Genomic DNA, 23,127 nt, shown 5'->3' with positions numbered 1-23,127 from the left:
CGCCCGGTGCGACGGCCATGATCCGCTGAATATGTTTGCCTGGGCCACACGGCAAGCCCCCGGCAAACGACCTTCGGCATGCCCGGCTTCAAATATAGACGCGCAAATATTCGGTCAAACATAATATGGCCATGGCCTGGCCGTAGGGCATGGAGGTAAGCGGGATTTGCCGGTAATATTCCAGTTCGCTGCCCATCGCCGTGCCGAACGAGACATTGGTTAGCTCGCCATCCTGGTTGATGCGGCCGATGACCCCGCGCACCGCTTTTTCCGCCATCTCCCGGTAGCTCGGGCCGATGTAGCGTTTACGCAGCGCCTTCAGTACGCCATAGGCAAAGCCGGCGGTGGCCGAACTTTCAAGGTATGAATCCGGCTCATCCAGCAGCGTGTGCCACAGGCCGCTTTCATCCTGGCATTTCGCCAGGGCGTCGATCTGGCTGGTCAGCACTTCCAGCAGATAACGACGCGTAGGGTCCTGCTCCGGCAGATCCAGCAGCTCGATAAATTCCGGAATGGCCACCGTCAGCCAGCTATTGCCGCGCGCCCAGCGCGCCCGGGCAAAGTTATGCCGGCCGACAAAACTCCAGCCGTGGAACCATAGCCCGGTTTCACGATCCATCAGGTACTGGACATGCAATAAAAACTGATAGGTGGCTTCTGCCACGAACTCAGGACGGTTAAGCAATTTACCGATTTTCGCCAGTGGGAGTACGCTCATCATCAGGGTGTCGTCCCACAGCTGCTGATGGTTTTCATTGTTATAGACAATGTGCTGCAATCCGTTTTTCTCGGTGCGCGGCATCTCGTACATCACCCATTCCGCCCAGCGTTCCAGGTAGGGGCGCCAGGCCGGGTTGCCGGTATCCTCATAGCGATAGGCCAGGGTCAGCAGCGGGCACACCGTATTCACATTCTTGGTGGGCGTGCCTTCCGCCAGCCTGGCGGCGAACCAGTCGTCGATAATCGCCCGCATCCGGTCGTCGCCGGTTTGCTGGTAGTACTGATAGATGCCGTACAGGCCGATTCCGTGGGTCCATTCCCACCCGGCCCAGCCCTTGGTGTCAATCACCCGCCCGTCGTCGAGGCGCAGCAAAAACTCGCCGGTGCGATCCTCGATATTCACCAGGTTGTCGGTCACTTGTCCGATCAACGACTTTAACCGATCGCGGGGTAGCAGATACTCCGGCTGACGCAGCAGCGGGCTGTGTTTTACGCTAAAAATAGTCATGTATTTGTCCTGGCAATGTCTTTATAGGTTAAATCGGGTGCCCGGTGGGCGCGGCTTTTTCCGGCGCGCTTTTATGCCGGTTAACGTAGCCGATGTTGTTATTGCCCCACAGGGATTCGTATTTCATCCCGGTCAGCATTTCCACGGTGGCCCGCGCTTCCGGCGTGATCTGCTGCGGCAGCGGGTGATTGGCCTCGCGCATCTTCTGCGTTTCCTGCTGCAGCACCCGGTGGGTCTTCAGGTTCAGCCTAAAGCGCAGGGAGATGATAAAACCCGCGGTCAGCACCAGCACCGTGCCGACGCACAGGATGGCCAGGATGGCGTGGCTGACCTGCGGCAACTGCACTTTTTGCCCGGAAACAAATCCCGACAGCTGCAGGAACACCCCGACCAGCATGACCGCCCCGGCCTGCGACGCCTTGCGGGTCAGCGTCATGATGCCGGCGAAGATGCCTTCGCGCCGCTGCGCGGTGATCGCCTCGTCCACATCGGCGATATAGGTGTAGATATTCCAGGGCACATAGTTGATGCCGCCCCGGCCCAGGCCGGCGATGGCCGATACCAGCAGCAGCAGCGAGAACGTGTCGCTCAGGCCGGCGTAATACAGCACGCCGTAGGAGATGGCGCTCAGGCCGAACAGGGTTACCACCAGGCGGTAGGACGGCGCCGGTCCAAAACGGATGCACAGCGGGATCATGCCGATCACCGCCACGAACTGCAGGATCGCCATGACGCCCATCAGGTTGGACGCCACGGTGGCGCTTTGCATCAGCACGAAGACCACATAATAGGTAAACACCGCGTTGAACACGTCCTGGGCGATATACCCGCCCAGGTACAGTCCCAGGTGTTGGCGAAAGATGCGCACGCGCAGCGTGGAGGAGAGTTCGGTATGCAGGCGCCTGAGGCTCTGGCCCAGCGTCAGCTGCTGTTTTTCACGCTCAAGCCTGAGCGCCGCCTCCGATTTCAGCGCCGCCGGACGTTCCCAGGTAAACAGGTAGACCAGGGTCAGCACGCAGGCGCAGATCACCGCGAACACTACGCTGGCGTAAAAAAACGAGATGGCGTTGTCCTTGCCGAAATGCGACAGCAGGATGCCGGGCAAAAAGGCGGCCAGGATGGCGGACAGCTGCGCCAGGGCGATGCGGGCGCCGGAAAACTTGGATTTTTGTTTAAAATCGTCGGTCATTTCCGGCACCAGGGTTTCGTAGGGCACCAGGATCATGGTGTAGACCACGTCGAACAGCAGGTAGGTCAGCAGGTAATAACCGTAGCCCATGCCGCCGACCCACATCAGGCAGTAGCTGAACACGCAGGGAATGCCGAGCAGGATAAAGAACTTGCGGCGGCCGAAGCGCTTGCCCAGCCAGGTGCCGCCGAAGTTATCGGTCAGGTAGCCCATCAGCGGGCTGGCCACCGCGTCCAGTACCCGGGCGCAGGCAAAGATAAAGGTAGCCTCGATGGGCGACAGGCCGCAGAAGGTGGTGTAGAAGTAGAGCAGCCAGGCGGCGGTCAGGGCGGTGGTGCCCGCGCCCAGGAAGTCGCCGGAGCCATAAGCCAGGTATTGCGGTAGTCCTATGGAGCGTGTTTTCATCGTCATTAATCCCCGGATAAGGCGTTGACAGGGCATGGCAAAAACGGTCAACCGACCGACATCATCATTGTCGCTGTCAACCCTAACGCCTGGGACGGTGGGAAACCTTTCTCACGTTGCCAGACCCGTTGATTGAATGGCAAAAAAACAAAGAGCGGGGCGATCAAGCTCAAATTTATAAAAGAATATTTCTTTTATTAAGAAACATTGGTTCATTTAATAGGCAATGACAGTTTGCCCGGGGATTGCACCTACAAAAAGAGCTTTGCCACATCCTGCCAGCCGTCGACCCGGCGATAGCCGCCGGCATGGATATTATGCGGGGCGGTAAACAGGATGCCTTCGCCAACAAAATGTTCGAAATGACGAATATTATCGTCGATAAGATAATCGGCATTCAAAATGCGTTTGTTGCCGCAGAAGACAAAGTTCATGGCGTTTAAAAAACCAAAGTGGGTTTGCAGCCACTGGAACTTGGCGGTAAACGAGGCGGGGAATTCCATTGCGGCGGTAGTGATAAACACGTGATATTTTTCGCTGAGCCGCCTGACCACCTCCTGCGAATCGGTTATCACGTCCAGATCGCTGAAGAACGCCGGCTCGCCGATCATCTGGTTGATCTTTTCACGCAGCGCCGGCCGCAACTGCTGAATGGTCCGTCCGGCAAGATCGCCTAAGCCGATATGCTCGCCGAATTCGGCATTGAAGTGCCGGATCATTTTGCTGTTGAAATCAGCTATCACCTCATCCATATCTATGGCTATCGTTTGCATTTTGTCCTCCGGTTATCCTGGCCGCGCCGCGCTATGGCGCAAGGCCCGCATCATCGACATCCATACTAGCTCAAGCTGCCGGCTGTTGACCACGATGGGCTTAACGGCCTGTCCAGGTCAACCGCTGTGAAAATAATAACATCCGGCCGTCACTGGAAAAATTCGTAGAGGATGTCGACGATACGGTCCTGTTCCCTGATGGACATATGATTGTGCAAAGGGATATGGAGTACCGTGGCATGAATGCTGCGGCTGGTGGCGAAGCTTATTTTGTCCTGGTAGGTTAGCGCATATTCATTGGCGCCCTCATAACCTAATATTGGATAATAAATATCGAACTCAATGTTCATGATTTTGGCAAAGCGAATCAGTTCATCACGCTTGCCGGCATTAACCCGGATGGGAAATAAATGCCAGGTATTTTCGGTTTTTTCAACGGGCAAGGTAATAAGTTCGCGTTTTTCCAGCGGGGTGAGTTTATTAATATAACGATAAGCTAAGTATGATCGTTTTAATGCATTTATGGCGAAAAAAGTAAATTTAGCCAATAGGGTCGCCGCCTGGATATTATCTATCCGGCTGTTGAATCCCCAGTTCTGGGCCTTGACGTTTTTTTTCCCCTCGGAAAAACCGTGGTGGGAAAACTGCCTGGCCCTTTTGGCTATTGCCGAGGAATAGGTCAGCAGCGCCCCTGATTTGCCGAAACCACCGATATTTTTAAACGGATTGAAACTCAGGGTAACCACGTCGCAGCAGCCGATGAGGTCCGGCACGCCAAAACACTGGGCCGCGTCGATGATAACGCGCAGCTCATGGTGCCTGGCCTCCTGGGATATGGCGCGCATATTCCTGACGGATCCGTACAGGCAAACGGCCAGGATAGCCTTGGTCCGGGTGGTGATAAGCCGCGGGATCTCGGCCGGGTTGAGATTAAAGCTGGCATCGATGTTGGCGTAGACCGGTTTTGCCCCGATGGAAAAAATAGCGTTTTCCGTGGCGGCGAAAGAATTGGGCGGCACGATGACCTCATCGCCCGGTTCGACGCCGATGGCTTTCAGCGCTATTTTCAGCGCATCCGTCCCGCTGCTGGTGGCGATGCATGATGTTGCCCGGTAATAATCGGCCAGCTGCTTTTCCAGCCGGGTGATGGCGTCACCGCTGGTAAATTGGCCCGACGTCACCACTTTTTCCATTTCCGCCAGGCATGCCGTCCGCTCTTTGCTGGAATTAAGACGGGTGAAGGGAAGAAAGGGAATCGGCGCGCCATCGTCATAACGGGATTCGTTATTAATAATATTAATTAAGCTTTCTTTTTCCATGGGTAAATCGGTGAGGTTTGAACACGACTTCCCCGACATTAATAATTCATATGCAAGATGGTTAATATCTATAATGTTAAGCATACAGCTAATTCTTCCTTGATGGCCCGATAGATAACTTATGCCATAAATGTGAAAAAATCATCATAAAGTTAAAATTTTAACGTAAATTTTCCCACAACGTTATAACCGGAGTAAAATGGGTTGTTTTAAATAAGTATTATATTTTTAATACTCTTTGAATTTAACTGATATTTATTTTCACATTAATTATGTTTTTTTGAGGCGATCGGTGTCTGAAATGACCCGTTCCACCAGGCTAAGCGGCCCGATTTTTACGGTACTCCGGCGCCTGAGCTTGCTTTTGTCCATCAGCAGCAGCGACTGCGTGGCTTTATTCAGCAGCAGGGCTTTATAGTCGGCGTTAATCGCGTTGGAGTCCCACATGATGTCTTCATGATCAATTCCTTCGCAGGAGAAGATAAACAGGTCGATATCCAGATGCTTAACGATGGAAAACAGCGCTGGGTTCACATAACAGGCATATTTGCGCTGCAGGGTGCCGCCGGAGCTGATCAGCGTAATGCGGGATTTTTTTTCCAGCTCGCGGCATACCCTGACGCTATTGGTGAAAACGGTCAACGGGATGTCCGGCAGTTTTTTGGCCAGGTACCAACAGGTAGTGCTGGCGTCCAGGGCAATCACCATCTCCTCGTCAATCCAGGTCAGAGCCTGCGCGGCGATCCCGGCCTTGCTGTTCAAATGGCTTTTGACGCGGGCGTTAAACGAGTCGCCGCTATCGGGCTTGCCCCGGGGGATGCCTTTTGCCCGGCCATGCTGGCGGATAATCAGGCCCTGCTCCTGCAGGCTGTTAAAATCGCGGCGGATGGTTTCCCTGCTGACCTCGAACCATGCCGCCAGCTCGTCCACCTTCAGGATTTCCTGCTGGGATATTAACGCCAGGATGTCTTGCTGCCGCGTTGATTTCATCTGCCCTCCCGCCGCCCTGCCCTGTGCCCGGCCTGCGGCGGCCCCGGAAGGGCGCGCAGGCGGTTGTCGGCATAAGATACGGCATCGGGTGGTCAAAATATGGGCGTAACGCCTTTTTTTAGTAAGATATTGCCATATTTCGCCCGCTCCCCGGTCATGACGATGGCAAACGCCCGGCGGGCGCGCTCATAAAACGCATATCGGTCAATACGCGTCACCGGCAGGCGTTCGCCCGCGCCGAACAAGGCCCGCAGGTAACCGTTTTCCACCGTCGGGTCCAGCTCATCGCCCGCGCCGGGCAGCATCATCACCAGCGGCGGGGCGTAGCTGTCCAGCTGGAACAGCGGAATTACCGCCGCCAGCAGCGGGCCGATCTCCAGGCCATCGGCGCGCAGCACCTGCGGCCCCAGGGAATGGCCCGGGAAATGCGCGTCGGCAAAAATAATCTCATCGCCATGGCCCATTTCGGCCAGCGCCTTGAGCAGCGACGGCGAGATAAGCGGTGATATCAATTTCAGCATAAACGATCTCCAGGTTGGGGGGATAATGGCCCGGGCGGCGGCGCCAACTGAACGCCGGCATAGTCGCCGCCAGGCCTGAACCATTGATATTGATAGGCGACCTGGCCGCGGGCATGGCCGGGGGAAGGAAAATAGCCGACGCCGCTCCAGATAAACATCGAGGCGCCCAGTACCGTGGTTTCCGCTTCATTCATCACCTTGATTGGCATATTGAGCAGGTCGGCCTTGATTTGATTCCACAGCGCGTTGCGTCCGCCGCCGCCCACCAGCGTCAGTTCGCTGACGGTGAAACCGCCGATTTGCTGCAATAACGCCAGGTTGTCGCGCAGGGTAACGGCCAGCCCTTCCAGCGCGGCACGATAAATATGCCCGCGCCGGGCGGTCAGCGAGAGGCCATGCCAGCTTGCCAGCCCCGACCCGCTCGCCAGCAATGAACCGCGCATCCTGACGCCGTCGGCGCCCGGCGGCACTTCCCGCGCCTCGCGCATCATATCCCGGTAGACCTCGCCGGGCGGCGTAGCCGGCCAGCACAGTTCGCGCACCCATTCCAGCACTCCGGACGCCAGCCATTGCAGGCCGGGATTGAATAAGCCGGCGCAGCTGTCCAGCTCGCAGGTGGAGCCGGCAATGTCCGGCAATAATCCGGTATCCACCCGCCGGGTACGCACCATCAGTATTTCCCAGGTGCCGGATGATAGCACCGGCTGGTTTAGCTCCGCCCCGGAACCGAACAGGGCAAACTGCGTATCATGCCCGGCGGCGATCACCGGCAGCCCGGCCGGCAGGCCAAGCATTGCCGCCGCCGCGGGCAGCAGCGCACCGATGGTATCGCCGGCGTTCACCAGCGGTGGAAACAGCGCGGCATCCAGGCCGATGGCGCCTAATATCCGCTCGCTGAAGCGTTCGCGCCTGACATCCAGCAGCTGGCTGGTGCCGGCCATGGTGCGATCGGTGGTAAACGCGCCGGTCAGCCGATGGTTGATAAGCGATGAGATAAACAGCCAGGCGCGGGCCTTTGCCAGCAGCGCGGGGTGATGTTGTTTTAGCCAGATAAGCTTGTACAGGGTATTGAAACTGAACTGGCCGATGCCGGAGATGCCCTGCAATTCCGCCGGGGCGATATAGCGGGCGATATCAGCCATCACCAGCGCGGTGCGCGGACATTTCCAACTGATGACCGGATAGAGCAATCCGCCCTGCGGGTCCACCAGCGCGCCGTCGACGCCAAAGGTGGTGACGGCCAGCCCGCGCACCCGGCAGGACGACAGTTCGGTCGTCAGGCGGCGGGCGCAGCGGCCGAAGCCGTCCATGATTTTGTCCAGCGACCAGATTTGCCAGTCCGGGTTTTCGGCTGCGGGCAGGCTGGCGTTCGGGGTGAGGGCCTTGGCGACCACCCGGCCGTCCGGGGCGATGGCGATCGCCCGTATATTGGTGGCGCCGCAGTCCAGCACGATAACCACGTCTTGGCTCATGTGAGCTCCCGATTCGCGTCAAGGGCGCGCCGCGCGGCCGGCAATCCCGCGAACGGCGGGGGAATGCGGCCGCGCACCGCCGGATTTATTTTTTATATAACGCGCCGTAGTTAGCGCAGGCGCGGTAATCCTGTCCTTCCGGGTCCATGCCGTGGGCGGCCCAGGCGGAGGGGCGGTAGATATCCTCTTGCGCCACGTTGTGCATGCACACCGGGATGCGCAGCATCGCCGCTAGGGTAATAAAATCCGCGCCCACATGGCCGACCGTCAGCACACCGTGGTTGGCGCCCCAGTTGGCCATGACCGAATACACGTCGCGAAACGGCCCCTCGCCGGTCAGCCTTGGCGCGAACCAGGTGGTCGGCCAGGTGGAGTCGGTGCGCTGGTTCAGGGTATCGTGAACTTCAGCCGGCAAATCCACGCTCCAGCCTTCGGCGATTTGCAGCACCGGTCCCACGCCCCTGATCATATTGACGCGCGTCATGGTGAACGGCACGCCGCCCCGGCTTAAAAAGCATGACGAATAACCGCCGCCGCGAAAATACTCATGAATGGCCGGACACCACTCGGTGGCCGCCAGGCAGGCCCGCGTATCCTCCTCGGTGACTTCCCAATGGGGTTTGATGGTGGGGTCGCCCCGGGCGTCGGTATGGCGACAGGTGCCGTCCAGCGCCGCCGAACCGGAGTTGATCAGATGAACGATGCCCCCGGCGGCCCGGCCTTCAAGCCGGTGGCCGGTGACGCGTTCCACCGCCTGCGGCGACCAGTAGGTGCGCACGTCGGCAAATATCTGCGCGGTGCCGGTCAGGGCGCGGCCGAACAGCATGGCGGCGGCGTTCAGGCTATCGTTCTCCGTCGCCACCACCAGCGGCTCGCGCACCCCGTTCCAGTCGAACGAACTGTTGAGCAACGCCTCGGCGGTATCGCCATTGGGATATTGATCGGTCCAGTGCCGCTGTCCCTGGAAGCCGGCGGCTATGGCGTTATACCCCAGCGACTCCTCGATAAACCCTTTGGCCGCCACCTTATCGCTGCCCTGCATCATGTCGCGGATACACATGGCCATCAGCAGGCTGTCGCGCAGGACCGCCCGGCTTTGTTCGGCGGTGCGGCGATACCGCCGCGCGTTCTTGTCCTGGCCGAAACGGAAAGCGTCATCCGCCCAGGCCAGCGCCAGCGCCAGTTCATCCTCATCATAAATGCGCTGATCCATCCGGCGGCGCAGTTCGGTCATATCCACCGTCTGGACCTTCATGCCCAGCCAGGATTCAAAAAAGTCGTGATCCACGATGGAGCCGGCGATGCCCATGGCGACGCCGCCGATCGAGAGGTAGCTTTTGCCCCGCAGGGAGGCCGCCGCAATGCCGGCGCGGGCGAAGCGCAGCAGTTTTTGCCGTACGTCGTCGGGAATACCGTCGTCGCCGCCGTCCTGCACGTCATGGCCGTAGATGGCGAACGCCGGCAGGCCCTTTTGGTTATGGCCGGCCAGCGCGGCGGCCAGGTACACCGCGCCGGGCCGCTCGGTGCCGTTAAAGCCCCAAATGGCCTTCGGGCGGAAGGGGTCCATATCGATGGTTTCGCTGCCGTAGCACCAGCAGGGCGTCACGGTAATGGTCAGGCCGATGTTGCGGCCGCTGAATTTGCGCTCGCACGCGGCGGATTCCGCCATCCCGGCAATGCAGGTGTCGGCAATCACGCACTCCACCGGCTCGCCGTTCGGGTAACGCAGGGAAGCGGTTAACAAGGCGGCGGTGGCGCGCGCCATATTCATGGTTTGCTCCTCCAGCGATTCGCGGATGCCCAGGCGGCGACCGTCGATCACCGGACGAATGCCGATTGCCCGCATATCGTCGTGCCTGCGTGGTGAAACTGATGTGCTGCTCATAGCGATTCCTTCTGGTGGTGGCGGCTATTTTTTGCCGAACGGATAGAGCAATTTCTGGATTGCCGGATCGTTAAGATTGCTTTGGGTGACGAACTTCACCGGGATGTCGATGACTTTCGCCACCTTCTGCCCCTTCAGGTAGCTATCGAGGGTCTTGATGCCCTGGTAACCTATCTGGTAAGCGTCCTGCACGATAAAGCCCTGCAGGGTATTGGATTTGAGGAAACCGATGATCGCCTCGGTGCTGTCGAAGCCGATCACCTTGACCTTGCCGGCCAGGCTCAGGCTGTCTATGGCGTTGGCCACGCCGAGCGTCGATCCCTCGTTGGTGGCGTAGATGCCCGCCAAATCGGGGTTGGCCTGCACCATGTCGATGGTTTTATCCATGGCTTTCTGCGGATCGCCGTCGCTGTATTGCACCGGCAGCAGGGTTATATCGGGGTATTTCTCCTTGATGGTCTTGGTGAAGCCCTCGGTGCGCTCTATCGCCGACGTGGTGCCGGCCACATGGGCGATAATGCCGACCTTGCCCTGGCCGCCCACCTCTTTAGCCAGGGCGTCCGCCGCCGCGGATCCCGCCTTGACGTTATTGGTCGCGACAAAACTCACCGGGATATCGGAATTGACGCCCGAGTCAAAGGTGGCCACGGCGATTTTTTTGCTGTGCGCCATTTCCACCAGCGGCACCAGCGCATTGGCGTCCAGGGCCGCCAGCAAAATACCGCTGGGCTGGCGCGTCATGGTATTTTCCATCAGCTGGATTTGTTCGGCGATTTGCGTTTCGTCGGACGGACCGACAAAACTGGTTTTAATCGCTAATTCTTTTGCCGCCGCCTCCGAACCCAGTTTTACCGTCTGGAAAAATTCATGTTGATAGCCCTTGCTGACCACTGGAATATAGATCTGGTTATTGGCGGCCCAGGCGCTGCCCGCGCCGTATATCGTTATCAGCGCAATGCCGCACAGCCTGATTAATTTCATCATGACAACCTCCGAAGTTATTTTTATACAGTCCAGGTAACGGTGACGTCGGTGAATCAGATTTTTTTACGCAGCGTATCCAGGTACACCGCCGCGATCACGACCATGCCCATCGCAACCATTTGCCAGAATTGCGATACGCCCATTAAATTCAATCCGTTTTTCAGCACGCTCATGATAAAGGCGCCGATAATGGTGCCGCCGATGGTGCCGATGCCGCCCATTAGGCTGGTGCCGCCGATAACCACCGCGGCGATGGCCTCAAGCTCATAACCCACCCCCACCGTCGGTTGCCCGGAATTCAGCCGTGACGCCAACACCACCCCGGCGATGCCGGTTAAGATGCCGCAGAACATATAAACGAAGACTTTGACTTTTCTGACTTTAATGCCCGACAGATGCGCGGCGTCCTCATTGCTGCCGATGGCGTAGATATATCGGCCGATCACGGTTCTTTTCAGGATATAGGCGGCGATGGCCGCCAATACCACCAGATAGATCACCGGGTAGGGCAGGAAATCAAACAGCTTGCCCTGGGCCAGCGTTTTAAAACCGGGATATTGCGAGAAATAAATGGCGCGGCCGTCGGTCAGCACCATATTGACGCCGCGCACCGACATCATCAGTCCGAGCGTGGCGATAAAGGGGGGAATGGCCGCCCTGGCCACCAGCAAACCATTGATGTAACCACAGAGCCAGCCGCCCAGCACCCCGCTCAGGATACACAGCGCCAGCGGCAGTCCGGCGGCGGCGGCCAGGCCTATCGCCACCCCGGAAAAGGCCACCACCGATCCCAGCGACAAATCGATGCCGGAGGTAATGATGACGTAGGTGACGCCGATGGCCATAATGCCGATCACCGAGGTTTGCAAAGCGATGGTCATCAGGTTTTCGGTATTAAGGAAAAACGGCGAACCGAGGCTAAAAAATATCATCAGCAGGATCAAGCTCAGCAGCGGTGCAAAACGCATCAGCAACGCTTTATTGCTCATTTTTTTATTGGAGCCAGTCTGTAAATGTTTGGTTATGCCCAGCATAATCTATCCCTCCAGCGTCGCATATTTCATGATGTTTTCCTGATTAGCCTGCGCGGATGACAGCTCGGCGGTAATACGTCCCTGCCGCATTATCAATATCCTGTCGCACATGCCCAGGATCTCCGGTAATTCAGATGAAATCATGATGATGGATTTACCTTCCGCCGTAAGTTGATTCATCAGATCGTATATTTCGAGCTTGGCGCCCACGTCGATGCCCCGGGTTGGTTCATCAAAAATCAATATTTCCGAATTCTTGCAAAGCCATTTGGCGATAATTATTTTTTGCTGATTGCCGCCGCTTAAATTAACCGCCAACTGTTCCAAGTCGGGAGTTTTAATGCGTAACTGGCGGCGCAGGCTTTCACTTACGGAATTACAACGTTTATCGTCGATTATTCCCCACCGGTTGGCATACTGCCGGTAGCTGCTCAGCATGATATTGGTGCCGACGGACAGCCCCAGCGCCAGGCCGTCCTTTTTGCGATCTTCGGTCAGGTAGCCGATGCCCAGGGCAATGGCGCCATGTACGCTATTAATGGTGACATCACGGCCGGACAGGCTGATTTCGCCGCAGTCCATGGGATCGGCGCCGAACAGCGCCCGCGCCACCTCGGTCCTGCCGGCGCCCATCAGCCCGGCGATGCCGAGGATTTCGCCTTTGCGCAGCTCAAAGGTGATATCGCTCAGCACGCCCCGGCGCCCGAGGTTACGTACCCCCAGCACCACCTCGTCGCCCGGCGTTGCCGCCCTGGCAGGATAGATATCGCCCAAATCCCGTCCCACCATCATGGCGATCAGCTGCTCGATGCGCACCCTGGTGTAGTCGACGGTGGCGATATATTTGCCGTCGCGCATCACCGTTGCCCGGTCGGCGATAAGGGCCAGTTCCTCAAGCCGGTGGGAGATATAAACGATGGCCACCCCTTGCGACTTCAGCAGTTCGATAACCTTGAACAGACTGTCGATTTCGCTCTCGGTCAGGGCCGCCGTGGGCTCGTCCATAATCAGGATTTTGGCGTTGACCGACAGCGCTTTGGCAATTTCCACCATCTGCTGCTGCGCCACGGTTAATTGGCTGATGCGACGCGTCGGATCGATGTTCAGGTTTAACATTGCCAGGATATCCAGCACCGCCTGCCGCTGGGCGGTTTCATCCAGAATCCATTTATGGCGTTTATGGTATTCCCGGCCAATATAAATATTTTGCTCAACGGTTAAATCGGGAAATAAGTTGAATTCCTGATGAATAATGGCAATGCCCAGGGCGCCCGCCTGGATTGGGCTGCTGATGGTCACCGGTCGGCCCTCCAGTACTATCTGGCCTTCATCGCAGGAATAGACGCCGGATAAAATTTTCATCAATGTGGACTTACCCGCGCCGTTTTCTCCCAACAGCGCGTGGACTTCCCCGCGATTTAAATCGAAATTAACGTTGTCCAGGGCCAGGACGCCGGGAAATCGTTTCGTAACATGCTTCATGGTTAATAACGCTTCAGACATGTTGCCTCCGGATAAAAACGTACTACAAAAGGTGGTTTTATCTTTTAGCTAACTCGAGTTAGCTATTTATGAAACGCCTGGAAATAATACAAAGGCTTTATGCGTTTTTTGTGATGGCGATCGGGCTTGTAAAGGCAAGTGTATAATAATTATGTTTATTTATTCATGTGTCTTCCCGGCGTTCGCAGGGTTAACACCCCGGCGCAGGGTGACAACATTGTTTGAGGCAAAATACCGCCGCTGGAAAAAATCTAAGACAGCTGAAATTAAAAACCTATCGTCGCCATGGCATATAGCCGGTTATGTAAATAAATTGTGAAGTTAGTCACTAAAAAAGGGGATTATTAAAGTGTTTTTTATCCCAGCGGAAAAAAATAAACGTGGATAAATGACCGTATGAGCGGTTTATTAAAAAAACGGGCAATCATTAACATATGTAATCTGCTTTAAAATTGCGCGCCCAGCAAAATATTGTCGATTACGTCACATATATAACGCTATTTGGCGGCGGCGTGAGTCGGCCAGTTAATTATTGTGCGGGTAAATTGTGCCGATGCGCATTGGCGCCCGGCAAAATATCAATGCGAGGAATAACCATGGGAAGAACGACCTTAGCGCGCGCGATCATCGACACCTGCCTGGAAATGACGCGCCTGGGATTGAACCAGGGCACTGCCGGCAATGTCAGCGTCCGTCACCAGGGCGGAATGCTGATTACCCCTTCCGGCATTGCCTATGAGCTGCTTACCGAGCAGCACATCGTGTTTGTCGACGGCCAGGGGCACGGCGAAACGGACAAAATCCCTTCCAGCGAATGGCGCTTCCACCAGGCGGTGTACCACGCCAGGCCGGACGCCAACGCGGTAGTGCATAACCATGCGGTTAACTGTACCGGCGTGTCGATCCTCAACCGGCCGATCCCGGCGATCCATTACATGATTGCCGCCGCCGGCGGGAATGATATTCCCTGCGCGCCTTATGCGACCTTTGGCAGCCAGGCGCTTTCCGGGCACGTGGCGGCGGCGATACAACATCGCAAGGCCATCCTGTTGCAGCATCATGGCCTGATCGCCGCGGAAGCGAACCTGGCCAAGGCGCTGTGGCTGGCCCATGAGGTGGAAGTGTTGGCCGCGCTGTATTTAAAATTGCTGCCGATTGTCGATCCGGTGCCGGTGCTGCCCGACGATGAGATACTCCGGGTGGTGGAAAAATTTAAAACCTACGGCCTGCGCGTGGATCACTAGCCGTTATTCATCAAATAATAAGCAATATGTCTATAACGCCCCGGCCATTGCTTCGTCCGCGGTGGTGAACAACACTGACATTAGCACTCCATATGCCGCGGCGGCGGGCGTTACCTGAACCTCCCGACATGTGCTGCGCCTGCCCGCCGGTACCCACGGCGGTTCGCGGGCAGGCTCCGACAAAAGGTGTGAGGCAGTTTTCTTCAAACGTTTATTCACTAAAGGTCAACTGAATGAATCGTAAGCTTCGTATAGGAGTCATCGGCGGAGGTATCGGTGGCGCTGCATTGACCGCATCATTGCAGCAACGGGGCATGGAAGCACATCTGTTTGAACGTACAGCGGCATATAAAGAGGTGGGGGCGGGCGTGCAAATGACGCCGAACGCGGTAAAAATCTTAAAGGCCCTGGGATTGGGTGACGAGCTTCAGCGGTTGGGATACCTGCCGCAGGCGATCGTCGGGCGCAACTGGCGCACCGGGCGGGAGAAGTTTCGTACCCCCCTGTCCGACGCTTGTCCGCAGCTGTTCGGCGCGGAATTTTACCATTTGCACCGGGCCGATCTGCTGGCGATGCTGGTGGGGCTTGTCGACCCGCGCCATATTACCCACAACGCACGCTGCATGGCGGTGCTGAACCAGGACGAGGCGGCGGTTGCGCGGTTTGATGATGGCCAAGAGTTCGAGGCCGACGTGATCGTGGGCGCCGACGGCGTCCACTCGGTGGTACGCGACGCGCTGTTCGGCGGCGACGCGCCGCGCTTCACCGGGCATATCTGCTGGCGCGCCTCCATCCCCCTTGGCGAGCGTCCCGATTTTATCAGTCCGGTGTCCGCCGTCTGGCTGGGCCCAAACGGTCATGTGGTGACGTACGCCATCAGCGGCGGTCGGCTGCTCAACATCGTCGCGGTCAGCGAAGCCGCCGACTGGCAGGAGTCATCCTGGCATTTGCCCAGCAATCGCGACGAGCTGATGCGCACCTTTAGCGGGTGGCATCCCGAGCTGCTGCGCATCCTCTCTTGCGCGCAAAACGTCCTGAAATGGGGATTGTTCGACCGTGATCCGATGCGCCACTGGTCGCGGGGACGTATCACCCTGCTGGGCGATGCGGCGCATCCGATGCTGCCTTTCCTGGCCCAGGGCGCGGCGATGGCGATGGAGGACGGTTATGTACTGGCCTGCGTACTGGCGGCAAATGCCGGCGATATTCCCGAGGCGCTGCGGTTATACGAGGCGGAGCGGTTGCCGCGCACCAGCAGGGTCCAGCTCACGGCGCGCGAACGGGGTAAAATCTATCATTTGCCCACGCCCTGGCAGCAGTTCAGGCGGGATTTCAGCTATAAGCTCAAGGCCATGATGAACCCAAATGCATCCGGCCTGGAGGCCAACTGGGTATTCTCCTACGACGCCACCGCGTTCCGCCCGCCCGACGGCGCGGCGACACGCGGCGAACCGTCGGAAGAAACGCGTCCAATCCCGGGATAACCGGACGGCGTTAATCACCCAGGCTGTTATCGTCAGGGCGCGCCGTCGCCCGCCCTGGTTCATCCGGCGCGCTATAAAACGCCATATCACCCCGCGCGGGGGCCGGCTTCCCGCCGCCGGCAGCTTTGACCGCGGCCCGCTTGCCGCCTTTCCGCCCGGCAGTTAGAATAACCCTACTTTTATCATAACTACCGCCGCCGCGGCGGCAATAAGGGCTAATGTGGCCATCAATGATCAAGGGCGGCCCGGGCTGGACGGCCAGGAGCTTACGCTGTTAAAACGCCTGCATCTCGCCTCTTTGGTGGAGGGCAGCACGCTGGCGATCCTGGTGTGTGTTGCCGTGCCGCTAAAACATCTCGCCGGTTATCCACAGGTGACCGCGATGATGGGGCCGATCCACGGCCTGGCCTTCCTGTTTTATGCCTGGATGGTGATCAACACCGCTTCCGGCGGCATGTGGCGTAAAGCCCAGGTGGCGCGGCTGCTGATCCTGGCGTTTATCCCTTTCGGGACATTTTTTAACGTGGGCACGATCAAACGGCGTGCAGCCGGACCGGGTGTGGATGACGCGCCGGCCAAGGAGAAACGGATATGATGACCTTTATGCTGGTAAAATCGCTGCACCTGGTGGCGATAACGGTATGGATCGGCGGCATGCTGCTGCTGGCGGTGGCCATGGCCGCCTGGAAAAAAATGCCCGTCGCCGAGCTTTCGCCCGGCCTGCGGATATTCAGCGCCATCCAGCGCTTTAACCAAACCGCCACGCTGCCGGCCATGGTACTCACCTGGCTGTCCGGCCTGGCGCTGACCATGATGGGCAACTGGCCGCCGTCCCTGTCGTTAATCGTGAAGGCGATCTTTGTCCTGGCGCTATCGGCGCTGCACGGTATGCAGTCGGGATCGTTTCGCCGCAGCCTGGGACGCGCCGAGCTCAAGGCCCCGGCCATCCTGGGCCATGCCGCCGCGTTTATCCTGGTGGCGCTGGTCGCCTGCGTGCTGCTGATTGTGCTCCAGCCGCTGTAGCGCGGATATTCCCGATCCCTGCATGCGCAACCATCGTCGGCCCCGGCAATCAGCCGGCTTGCAGCGCGGCGGCCACCGTATCCTTGATGGGGGTGGTGGGGCGTCCGATCAGCCGGCTGAGCTGCCGGCGGTCGTCAAACAGTCCGCCCTGCGCCGCGCCGGCATCGGAATCCGCCAGCAGCGCGGCGATAGGTGCAGGCAGCCCGGCCTTGATGAGCAGCGCCTGGTATTCATCCCGCGGCAGGTTAACATATTTCACCTCGGCGCCGGCCTGTCTGGAAATCTCCGCCGCCAGTTCGGTCAGGGTATAGGCGCCGTCGCCCGCCAGTTCATAACTCTTGCCGGCCTGTCCGTCCAGGGTTAATACCGCGGCCGCGGCCGCGGCGTAGTCGGCGCGCGCGGCCGAGGCTATCCTGCCGTCGCCGGCCGCGCCTGCCAGCGCATGGCGGGCCAGGGCGGCGGGAATGCCCGCGGCGTAGTTTTCGCTGTACCAGCCGTTGCGCAACAGCGCCACCGGCAGGCCGGAATCATGCAGCAACGCTTCCGTCGCGCGGTGTTCTTCACCCAGCCCCAGCGGGCTGGTATCGGCACGCAGCAGGCTGGTATAGGCCAGCAACGTAACCTTGGCGCGTTTGGCGGCGTCGACCACCGCGCGATGCTGCTCCACCCGCCGGCCGATCTCGTTTGATGAGATCAGCAGCAGCTTTTCCGCGCCCTGGAAGGCGCTGTCCAGCGTCTCGGGCCGGTTATAATCGGCCTGGCGCACGTTAACACCCAGCGCGGCCAGATCCTGCGCTTTTTGCGGCGAGCGCACGGCGGCCACCAACTCCGCGGCCGGATGGGTTTTCAATAATTCAGCAATAACCAAGCGGCCCAGTTGGCCGGTCGCGCCTGTAATGACAATCATCATATTCTCCTTCGGGGGGTTCAGAATGCTCATCATATCCTCTATACTTACTTTAAGTAAGTACTAACAAATAGGTAAGTATTTGAAAACTAATCCACCGCCGGCGTCCTCACTGGGACGACAAATGCAGCGCGGCGAGCTGCTGAACGTCAACTGCCCGTCGCGGGACGTACTGAAACATCTGACCAGCCGCTGGGGCGTGCTGGTGCTGATAGCCCTGTCGCAAGGCACCCACCGCTTTAGCGAACTGCGCCGTAAGGTGGGCGGCGTCAGCGAAAAAATGCTGGCGCAGACCCTGTCATGGCTTGAGGACGACGGCCTGATCGTGCGTAAATCCCTGCCGGTGATGCCGCCGCATGTGGAATATAGCCTGAGCGAACTGGGCCGGGAGGTCGGCGGCATCGTGGAAGGCCTGGCCGACTGGATTGAAACCCATATGCCGCAGATTGCGCGGGCGCGCCAGGAAAAACGGGCGCGACGCGACGGGGACACTACGGCGTAACACGGCGGCCATCAATACCCTAGGGGCGGCATGCCGGGGGGAAAAACGGGTTTTTAATACGGCATCTCGGCATGTTTTTCCCGATAGTCCTTAGGCGTAATATCAAAACCTTTTTTAAATACCGAATAAAAATACTGCAACGAAGGATAACCGCACATTTGCGACACCTCATTGATGGTTAATGAGGTGGAGATCAATAAATTACGCGCGCTCTCCAGCTTTTCCTCGTGGATCACGTTATGAATGGTTTTGCTGGTCTCGTCCTTGAACCGTTTTTCCAGGTTGGAGCGGGACATGCCCACCACGTCGAGCACCTGTTCGACCTTAATGCCTTTGCAGGCGTGATAACGGATATAATGCATCGCCTGTATCACCGCCGGGTCGCGCAGCGAGCGGAAATCCGTCGAGCGGCGCTCCATGACCTTGAGCGGCGGCACCAGCACCCGTTGCAGCGGCAAACGTGATTTATTCAGCATCTGATGCAGCAGCTTGGCGGCCTGGTAACCCATCTGGCGGGTGCCCTGGGCCACGGAGGACAATGCGACCCGCGACAGGCAGCGGGCCAGTTCCTCATTGTCGATGCCGATAATGCACAACTTTTCCGGCACGGCGATATTCAGGTGTTCGCATACCTGCAGCAGATGGCGGGCGCGGGCGTCGGTCACCGCGATAATACCCGTATGCGGCGGCAGGGACTGCAGCCAGTCGGCCAGCCGGTTCTGGGCATGCTGCCAGTTATCCACCGCGGTTTCCACCCCCTGGTAGACTATAGGCTGGTAATATTCATCCGCCGTCAGCTTGCGAAACGCCTGCTCGCGCTCATGGGACCAGCGTTTGCCGCTGCTGGCCGGCAGGCCGTAAAAAGCAAAACGATTGAGGCCTTTTGCCTTCAGGTGCAAAAAGGCGCTGGCCACCAGCGCATGGTTATCGGTGGCGATATAATGTACCGGCGGATACTCCTCGGTATGCTGGTACGAGCCGCCGACGCCGACGATCGGCACCTTGGCGTCGCTGAGCAGCTGTTCAATTTGCTTATCGTCGTAATCGGCGATCACGCCGTCACCCAGCCACTCCTCGATACGATTAATACGGCAGCGGAAATCATCCTCGATAAAAATATCCCAATCGCACTGCGACGCCTGCAAATACTCCCCCACTCCCTCGATAACCTGGCGGTCGTACACTTTATTGGCATTAAATAATAGAGTTATACGATAACGTTTTTCAAACATACGGGGAGTTCTCGCGAAAATCTGCCGAAGGCCAGCATATACCTTTGAACAATGAGAAAGAATTGGCCGTATGTGCGCCAGCTAGCAAATTCATCATAAAGTGCGGGCGAGGTTTTATTCGCCCAAATGCGCCACCTGTTGATAGAACCGGCGGAATAATTTCCGCCGCTCGCGGTAGGCCTCGTGCCGTTCCTTATCCGGCGTATAGCGGGCCTCCAACGGCAGGGCGGGCAGCATGTCGGCCCACGACGCGCCCGGGTGGCAACTGAGCCGCGCCAGCCGCGCCGCGCCCAGCGCCGGGCCGACGTCGCCGCCGGTGCGGTAGTCCAGCGCCTCGCCGCTGACATCGGCCAGCAGCTGGCGCCAGTATTCGCTGCGTGCGCCGCCGCCGATAAGCGTAATGCTGTCCGGCCGCAGGCCGGTGCCATGCAGCGCGTCCATGCCGTCCGCCAGGCCGAAGCTGACGCCTTCCACCACCGCCCGCGCCAGGTCGCCCGGGCCGTGTTCATGGGTCAGTCCCCAGAACGCCCCGGTGGCGTTGGGATTATTATGCGGCGTGCGCTCGCCCGACAGATAGGGCAAAAACCACACCGGCGCCGCGCCGGGAGGGCACTGCGCGGCGGCTTCCAGTAATGCCGGCACGCTGCCCAGGCCGGTTAGCCTGGCCGCCCAGTCCAGGCAGGAGGCGGCGCTGAGCATCACCGACATCAGGTGCCAGGTGCCCGGCAACGCATGGCAAAAGCTGTGTACCGCTTGTTCCGGGTTGCTGAGGAATCCGTCGCTGACGGCAAAATAGACGCCCGAGGTGCCCAGCGACAGCATGGCCTGCCCCCGGCGGTAGAGGCCGACGCCGATGGCGCCGGCCGCATTGTCGCCGCCGCCGGCCACCACCGGCACCGGGGGCATGCCCCAGCCCGCCGCCACCTGCGGCAGCAGGCTGCCGGTAACCTGGCTGCCCTCGAACAAACGCGGCATCTGCGCCCGGGACAGGCCGCAGGCGCCGAGCAGCTCATCGCTCCAGTCGCGGCGGCCGACGTCCAGCCACATCGTCCCCGCCGCGTCGGACATATCGGTGGCAAAATCGCCGGTCAAACGCAGCCTGAGATAGTCTTTCGGCAGCAGGACCTTGTCCACCGCCGCAAAGATCTCCGGCTCGTGTTCGCGCACCCAGCGCAGCTTGGGCGCGGTAAAGCCGGGCATCATCAGGTTGCCGGTAATCTCCCTGGATCGGGGTACTTCGTCTTCCAACGATCGGCACTGCGCAAAGCTGCGCCCGTCATTCCACAAAATGGCCGGGCGTAGCACCAGCCGATGCTTATCGAGCAGCGTCGCGCCGTGCATTTGGCCGGTCAACCCGAGCGCGCGCGCGCCGCTCAGGTCATGCCGGGCGGCAAGCGCGCGCATGGCCCGGTCGGCGGCCCGCCACCAGTGTTCCGGGTCCTGTTCGGACCATAGCGGCCGGGGCCGGGAGACCGACAGGGTTTCCGTATGGCTGCCCAGGATATGCTGTTGCTCATCCAGCAGGATGGCCTTCACGCCGGACGTGCCCAAATCTATGCCGATATACATACGCTATCCTCCATCAAATCATGCCGACGCGGGCGCCGCGCATAGGGTCCATGGCGGCGGTCCGCCCGCGCGGCGCTACCGGCAATCCTGTCCAGTTTTGGCTGGCAGGGTCTGCGGTGCCCCGCGGCGTTAGCTGAACAGCACCTGGTTGACGATATTTTCCAGCAGTTCCTGCTGCCCGCTCTGGTGTTGCGGCGCCAGGGCGTGCTTGCCGGCGTACTGCGCCAGTTCGGCAAGCGATAGGTTGCCCTGCAATATCCGCTGTCCCAAATCGCCGTTCCAGCCGGCGTAACGAGCCTTGACCATCTGATCCAGGCGGCCGTCCTCGATAAGTTTCGCCGCGACCTTCAGCGCCAGCGCCATGGTATCCATGCCGCCGATATGGCCGTGGAACAGATCGTATTTATCGGTGCTTTGGCGGCGGACCTTGGCATCAAAATTCAGCCCGCCGGTGGTGAAGCCGCCGGCCTTGATAATTTCGTACATTACCAGCGCGTTCTCCTCCACGCTATTGGGGAACTGGTCGGTATCCCAGCCGGACTGCGGGTCGCCGCGATTGGCATCCACCGATCCAAAAATGCCCAGGGCGATGGCGGTGGCGATTTCATGGTGGAAGGTGTGGCCGGCAAGCGTTGCGTGGTTGGCCTCGACGTTAACCCTGATCTCTTTTTCCAGGCCGAACTGTTGCAAAAAACCATACACCGTGGCGACGTCATAGTCGTACTGATGTTTTGTCGGCTCCTGGGGCTTCGGTTCAATCAGCAGCGCGCCCTGGAAGCCGGTCTTATGCTTATGTTCCACCACCATCTGCATAAAGCGGCCGATCTGTTCCCGTTCCTGGCGCAAATCGGTATTCAACAAGGTTTCATAACCTTCGCGCCCGCCCCACAGCACGTAATTTTCACCGCCGAGTTTCCGGGTGGCGTCCATGGCGCTGTTGACCTGCGTGGCGGCCCAGGCGAAGATTTCCGGGTCGGGGCTGGTGGCCGCGCCGGCGCCGTAACGCGGGTGGCTAAAGCAGTTTGCCGTGCCCCACAGGAGCTTAAGGCCGGTTTCCTGTTGTTTTTGCGCCAGCACGTCGGTCAGGATGGCAAAGTTATTCAGGTAGTCTTTGATGGTCGGGCTGTCGGGCAGGATGTCAATATCATGAAAGCAGTAGTAAGGCGCGCCCAGCTTGCTGAAAAACTCAAAGGCCACGTCGGTTTTCAGCCGCGCCTGGGCCAGCGCGTCTCCCGCCTGCTGCCAGGGACGATTGAAGGAACCCACGCCGAACATATCGGTGCCCCCCCAGCAGAAGGTATGCCAGTAGCAGACGGCAAAGCGCAAATGGTCCTCCATGCGTTTACCCAATATTTTTTCGCCGGCGTTATAATGATGAAAAGCCAGCGGATTGGTGCTTTGCGTACCTTCAAAACGGATTTTTTCAACTTGATCAAAGAATTGAGACATAATGACTCCTTGGAAACACCAGGTCCGTTCTGAAGCGGACGGGATTTACCGCGCCGGCGGGTAAATACGTCGGCGAAATAAATTACTCTGTGGTTGATTCTGGTAATAAGCCTTGGCGCAATCAATTACGTTATTTCACATCGCTATTCATGAAATTATTAATTGTGCGCGAGATCACAGGGAATGAAGGAAAAAAAACGCTTCTAGACGGGAAAGCCGCAAGGATTAATGTCCGGCCGGGCTTGGCGCCGCTGGTAAAATAAGGCGCAGCTCACAGAACCCGCATTTGAGTAAAATATCGTAATGCCGTTGTGAAAATTTGCAATTGCCGCTGCTGATTTTCAACACTAATACTACGTGGGTTAACTCTGCCGCCGTTCGGGCATCCTACGCATCACTACTGTGTAAAGGTTT

20 protein-coding genes are annotated in these 23,127 nt (G+C 58.5%); 5 read left to right on the top strand and 15 right to left on the bottom strand.

The window, feature by feature from the left end; all coding sequences use genetic code 11:
* Nucleotides 1-88: 88 nt before the first annotated feature.
* From bglB to GRH90_RS02165, 11 genes are all read right to left on the bottom strand, one after another.
* Nucleotides 89-1,228: a beta-galactosidase BglB gene (gene bglB / locus GRH90_RS02215; RefSeq protein ID WP_162364247.1), complete on the bottom strand. Its 1,140-nt coding sequence runs from the start codon at nucleotides 1,226-1,228 to the stop codon at nucleotides 89-91.
* Between the two features lie 28 nt (nucleotides 1,229-1,256).
* Nucleotides 1,257-2,822 carry an MFS transporter gene (locus GRH90_RS02210; protein ID WP_162364246.1) on the bottom strand — a complete coding sequence of 522 codons (1,566 nt, stop codon included), beginning with the start codon at nucleotides 2,820-2,822 and terminating at the stop codon, nucleotides 1,257-1,259.
* Between the two features lie 251 nt (nucleotides 2,823-3,073).
* A complete protein-coding gene (locus GRH90_RS02205; RefSeq protein WP_162364245.1) occupies nucleotides 3,074-3,595 on the bottom strand; it encodes a 5' nucleotidase, NT5C type in 522 nt (173 codons plus the stop codon).
* A gap of 149 nt (nucleotides 3,596-3,744) precedes the next feature.
* Entirely contained in the window at nucleotides 3,745-4,914 is a 1,170-nt protein-coding gene (locus GRH90_RS02200) for a DegT/DnrJ/EryC1/StrS family aminotransferase (protein WP_246235807.1), read from the bottom strand.
* A 270-nt stretch (nucleotides 4,915-5,184) separates the two neighbouring features.
* Nucleotides 5,185-5,904 (bottom strand): L-fucose operon activator, encoded by a 720-nt coding sequence (gene fucR / locus GRH90_RS02195; protein ID WP_162364243.1) that lies wholly within the window; start codon nucleotides 5,902-5,904, stop codon nucleotides 5,185-5,187.
* A gap of 92 nt (nucleotides 5,905-5,996) precedes the next feature.
* Nucleotides 5,997-6,425: an L-fucose mutarotase gene (gene fucU, locus GRH90_RS02190; protein ID WP_162364242.1), complete on the bottom strand. Its 429-nt coding sequence runs from the start codon at nucleotides 6,423-6,425 to the stop codon at nucleotides 5,997-5,999.
* Nucleotides 6,419-7,897: an L-fuculokinase gene (gene fucK, locus GRH90_RS02185; RefSeq protein WP_162364241.1), complete on the bottom strand. Its 1,479-nt coding sequence runs from the start codon at nucleotides 7,895-7,897 to the stop codon at nucleotides 6,419-6,421. Before fucK ends, fucU begins: the two co-directional genes overlap by 7 nt.
* 85 nt (nucleotides 7,898-7,982) lie before the next feature.
* Entirely contained in the window at nucleotides 7,983-9,743 is a 1,761-nt protein-coding gene (locus GRH90_RS02180) for an L-fucose isomerase (RefSeq protein WP_178112984.1), read from the bottom strand.
* 63 nt (nucleotides 9,744-9,806) lie between these two features.
* Nucleotides 9,807-10,766, bottom strand: coding sequence for an ABC transporter substrate-binding protein (locus GRH90_RS02175; RefSeq protein ID WP_246235805.1), 960 nt, complete (start codon nucleotides 10,764-10,766; stop codon nucleotides 9,807-9,809).
* A gap of 53 nt (nucleotides 10,767-10,819) precedes the next feature.
* Nucleotides 10,820-11,800 (bottom strand): ABC transporter permease, encoded by a 981-nt coding sequence (locus GRH90_RS02170; RefSeq protein WP_162364239.1) that lies wholly within the window; start codon nucleotides 11,798-11,800, stop codon nucleotides 10,820-10,822.
* 3 nt (nucleotides 11,801-11,803) lie between these two features.
* Nucleotides 11,804-13,303, bottom strand: a complete 1,500-nt coding sequence (locus GRH90_RS02165) for a sugar ABC transporter ATP-binding protein (RefSeq protein ID WP_162364238.1) — start codon at nucleotides 13,301-13,303, stop codon at nucleotides 11,804-11,806.
* Between the two features lie 596 nt (nucleotides 13,304-13,899).
* Here GRH90_RS02165 and GRH90_RS02160 point away from each other — a divergent pair.
* The 4 genes from GRH90_RS02160 (at nucleotide 13,900) to GRH90_RS02145 (ending at nucleotide 17,054) form a co-directional block, all read left to right on the top strand.
* A complete protein-coding gene (locus GRH90_RS02160) occupies nucleotides 13,900-14,547 on the top strand; it encodes an L-fuculose-phosphate aldolase (RefSeq protein ID WP_162364237.1) in 648 nt (215 codons plus the stop codon).
* Nucleotides 14,548-14,780: 233 nt separating this feature from the next.
* Nucleotides 14,781-16,031 carry an FAD-dependent monooxygenase gene (locus GRH90_RS02155; RefSeq protein WP_162364236.1) on the top strand — a complete coding sequence of 417 codons (1,251 nt, stop codon included), beginning with the start codon at nucleotides 14,781-14,783 and terminating at the stop codon, nucleotides 16,029-16,031.
* A gap of 220 nt (nucleotides 16,032-16,251) precedes the next feature.
* A complete protein-coding gene (locus tag GRH90_RS02150) occupies nucleotides 16,252-16,626 on the top strand; it encodes a DUF3817 domain-containing protein (protein ID WP_218586192.1) in 375 nt (124 codons plus the stop codon).
* Entirely contained in the window at nucleotides 16,623-17,054 is a 432-nt protein-coding gene (locus GRH90_RS02145; RefSeq protein ID WP_162364235.1) for a CopD family protein, read from the top strand. Before GRH90_RS02150 ends, GRH90_RS02145 begins: the two co-directional genes overlap by 4 nt.
* Before the next feature lie 49 nt (nucleotides 17,055-17,103).
* On the opposite strand, the gene GRH90_RS02140 is transcribed toward GRH90_RS02145, so the two are convergent.
* Entirely contained in the window at nucleotides 17,104-17,961 is an 858-nt protein-coding gene (locus GRH90_RS02140; protein ID WP_162364234.1) for an SDR family oxidoreductase, read from the bottom strand.
* Between the two features lie 124 nt (nucleotides 17,962-18,085).
* Between GRH90_RS02140 and GRH90_RS02135 the strand changes: the two genes are divergently transcribed.
* Nucleotides 18,086-18,463, top strand: coding sequence for a winged helix-turn-helix transcriptional regulator (locus tag GRH90_RS02135; RefSeq protein WP_162364282.1), 378 nt, complete (start codon nucleotides 18,086-18,088; stop codon nucleotides 18,461-18,463).
* A 53-nt stretch (nucleotides 18,464-18,516) separates the two neighbouring features.
* Here the strand turns inward: GRH90_RS02135 and xylR are convergent, their stop codons facing one another.
* The 3 genes from xylR to xylA form a co-directional block, all read right to left on the bottom strand.
* Nucleotides 18,517-19,695, bottom strand: a complete 1,179-nt coding sequence (xylR, locus tag GRH90_RS02130; RefSeq protein WP_162364233.1) for a D-xylose utilization transcriptional activator XylR — start codon at nucleotides 19,693-19,695, stop codon at nucleotides 18,517-18,519.
* Nucleotides 19,696-19,809: 114 nt separating this feature from the next.
* Nucleotides 19,810-21,264, bottom strand: coding sequence for a xylulokinase (gene xylB / locus GRH90_RS02125; RefSeq protein ID WP_162364232.1), 1,455 nt, complete (start codon nucleotides 21,262-21,264; stop codon nucleotides 19,810-19,812).
* 129 nt (nucleotides 21,265-21,393) lie between these two features.
* Nucleotides 21,394-22,713, bottom strand: a complete 1,320-nt coding sequence (gene xylA, locus GRH90_RS02120) for a xylose isomerase (RefSeq protein ID WP_162364231.1) — start codon at nucleotides 22,711-22,713, stop codon at nucleotides 21,394-21,396.
* Nucleotides 22,714-23,127: the final 414 nt, after the last annotated feature.

Source organism: Acerihabitans arboris, from assembly GCF_010131535.1.
GTDB lineage: Bacteria > Pseudomonadota > Gammaproteobacteria > Enterobacterales > Enterobacteriaceae > Acerihabitans > Acerihabitans arboris.
The sequence above is the reverse complement of the archived record's forward strand: the minus strand, read 5'-3'. Positions and strand labels throughout refer to the sequence as shown.

Excerpts from the sequence above, each read along its gene's own strand:
- xylB (WP_162364232.1), bottom strand. The coding sequence starts at position 21,264 with ATGTATATCGGCATAGATTTGGGCACGTCCGGCGTGAAGGCCATCCTG.
- GRH90_RS02140 (WP_162364234.1), bottom strand. The coding sequence starts at position 17,961 with ATGATTGTCATTACAGGCGCGACCGGCCAACTGGGCCGCTTGGTTATT.
- fucK (WP_162364241.1), bottom strand. The coding sequence starts at position 7,897 with ATGAGCCAAGACGTGGTTATCGTGCTGGACTGCGGCGCCACCAATATA.
- GRH90_RS02210 (WP_162364246.1), bottom strand. The coding sequence starts at position 2,822 with ATGAAAACACGCTCCATAGGACTACCGCAATACCTGGCTTATGGCTCC.
- GRH90_RS02145 (WP_162364235.1), top strand. The coding sequence starts at position 16,623 with ATGATGACCTTTATGCTGGTAAAATCGCTGCACCTGGTGGCGATAACG.
- fucU (WP_162364242.1), bottom strand. The coding sequence starts at position 6,425 with ATGCTGAAATTGATATCACCGCTTATCTCGCCGTCGCTGCTCAAGGCG.
- bglB (WP_162364247.1), bottom strand. The coding sequence starts at position 1,228 with ATGACTATTTTTAGCGTAAAACACAGCCCGCTGCTGCGTCAGCCGGAG.
- GRH90_RS02155 (WP_162364236.1), top strand. The coding sequence starts at position 14,781 with ATGAATCGTAAGCTTCGTATAGGAGTCATCGGCGGAGGTATCGGTGGC.
- GRH90_RS02200 (WP_246235807.1), bottom strand. The coding sequence starts at position 4,914 with ATGGAAAAAGAAAGCTTAATTAATATTATTAATAACGAATCCCGTTAT.
- GRH90_RS02205 (WP_162364245.1), bottom strand. The coding sequence starts at position 3,595 with ATGCAAACGATAGCCATAGATATGGATGAGGTGATAGCTGATTTCAAC.
- GRH90_RS02160 (WP_162364237.1), top strand. The coding sequence starts at position 13,900 with ATGGGAAGAACGACCTTAGCGCGCGCGATCATCGACACCTGCCTGGAA.
- GRH90_RS02175 (WP_246235805.1), bottom strand. The coding sequence starts at position 10,766 with ATGATGAAATTAATCAGGCTGTGCGGCATTGCGCTGATAACGATATAC.
- GRH90_RS02165 (WP_162364238.1), bottom strand. The coding sequence starts at position 13,303 with ATGTCTGAAGCGTTATTAACCATGAAGCATGTTACGAAACGATTTCCC.
- GRH90_RS02170 (WP_162364239.1), bottom strand. The coding sequence starts at position 11,800 with ATGCTGGGCATAACCAAACATTTACAGACTGGCTCCAATAAAAAAATG.
- GRH90_RS02135 (WP_162364282.1), top strand. The coding sequence starts at position 18,086 with ATGCAGCGCGGCGAGCTGCTGAACGTCAACTGCCCGTCGCGGGACGTA.
- GRH90_RS02180 (WP_178112984.1), bottom strand. The coding sequence starts at position 9,743 with ATGCGGGCAATCGGCATTCGTCCGGTGATCGACGGTCGCCGCCTGGGC.
- xylR (WP_162364233.1), bottom strand. The coding sequence starts at position 19,695 with ATGTTTGAAAAACGTTATCGTATAACTCTATTATTTAATGCCAATAAA.
- fucR (WP_162364243.1), bottom strand. The coding sequence starts at position 5,904 with ATGAAATCAACGCGGCAGCAAGACATCCTGGCGTTAATATCCCAGCAG.
- xylA (WP_162364231.1), bottom strand. The coding sequence starts at position 22,713 with ATGTCTCAATTCTTTGATCAAGTTGAAAAAATCCGTTTTGAAGGTACG.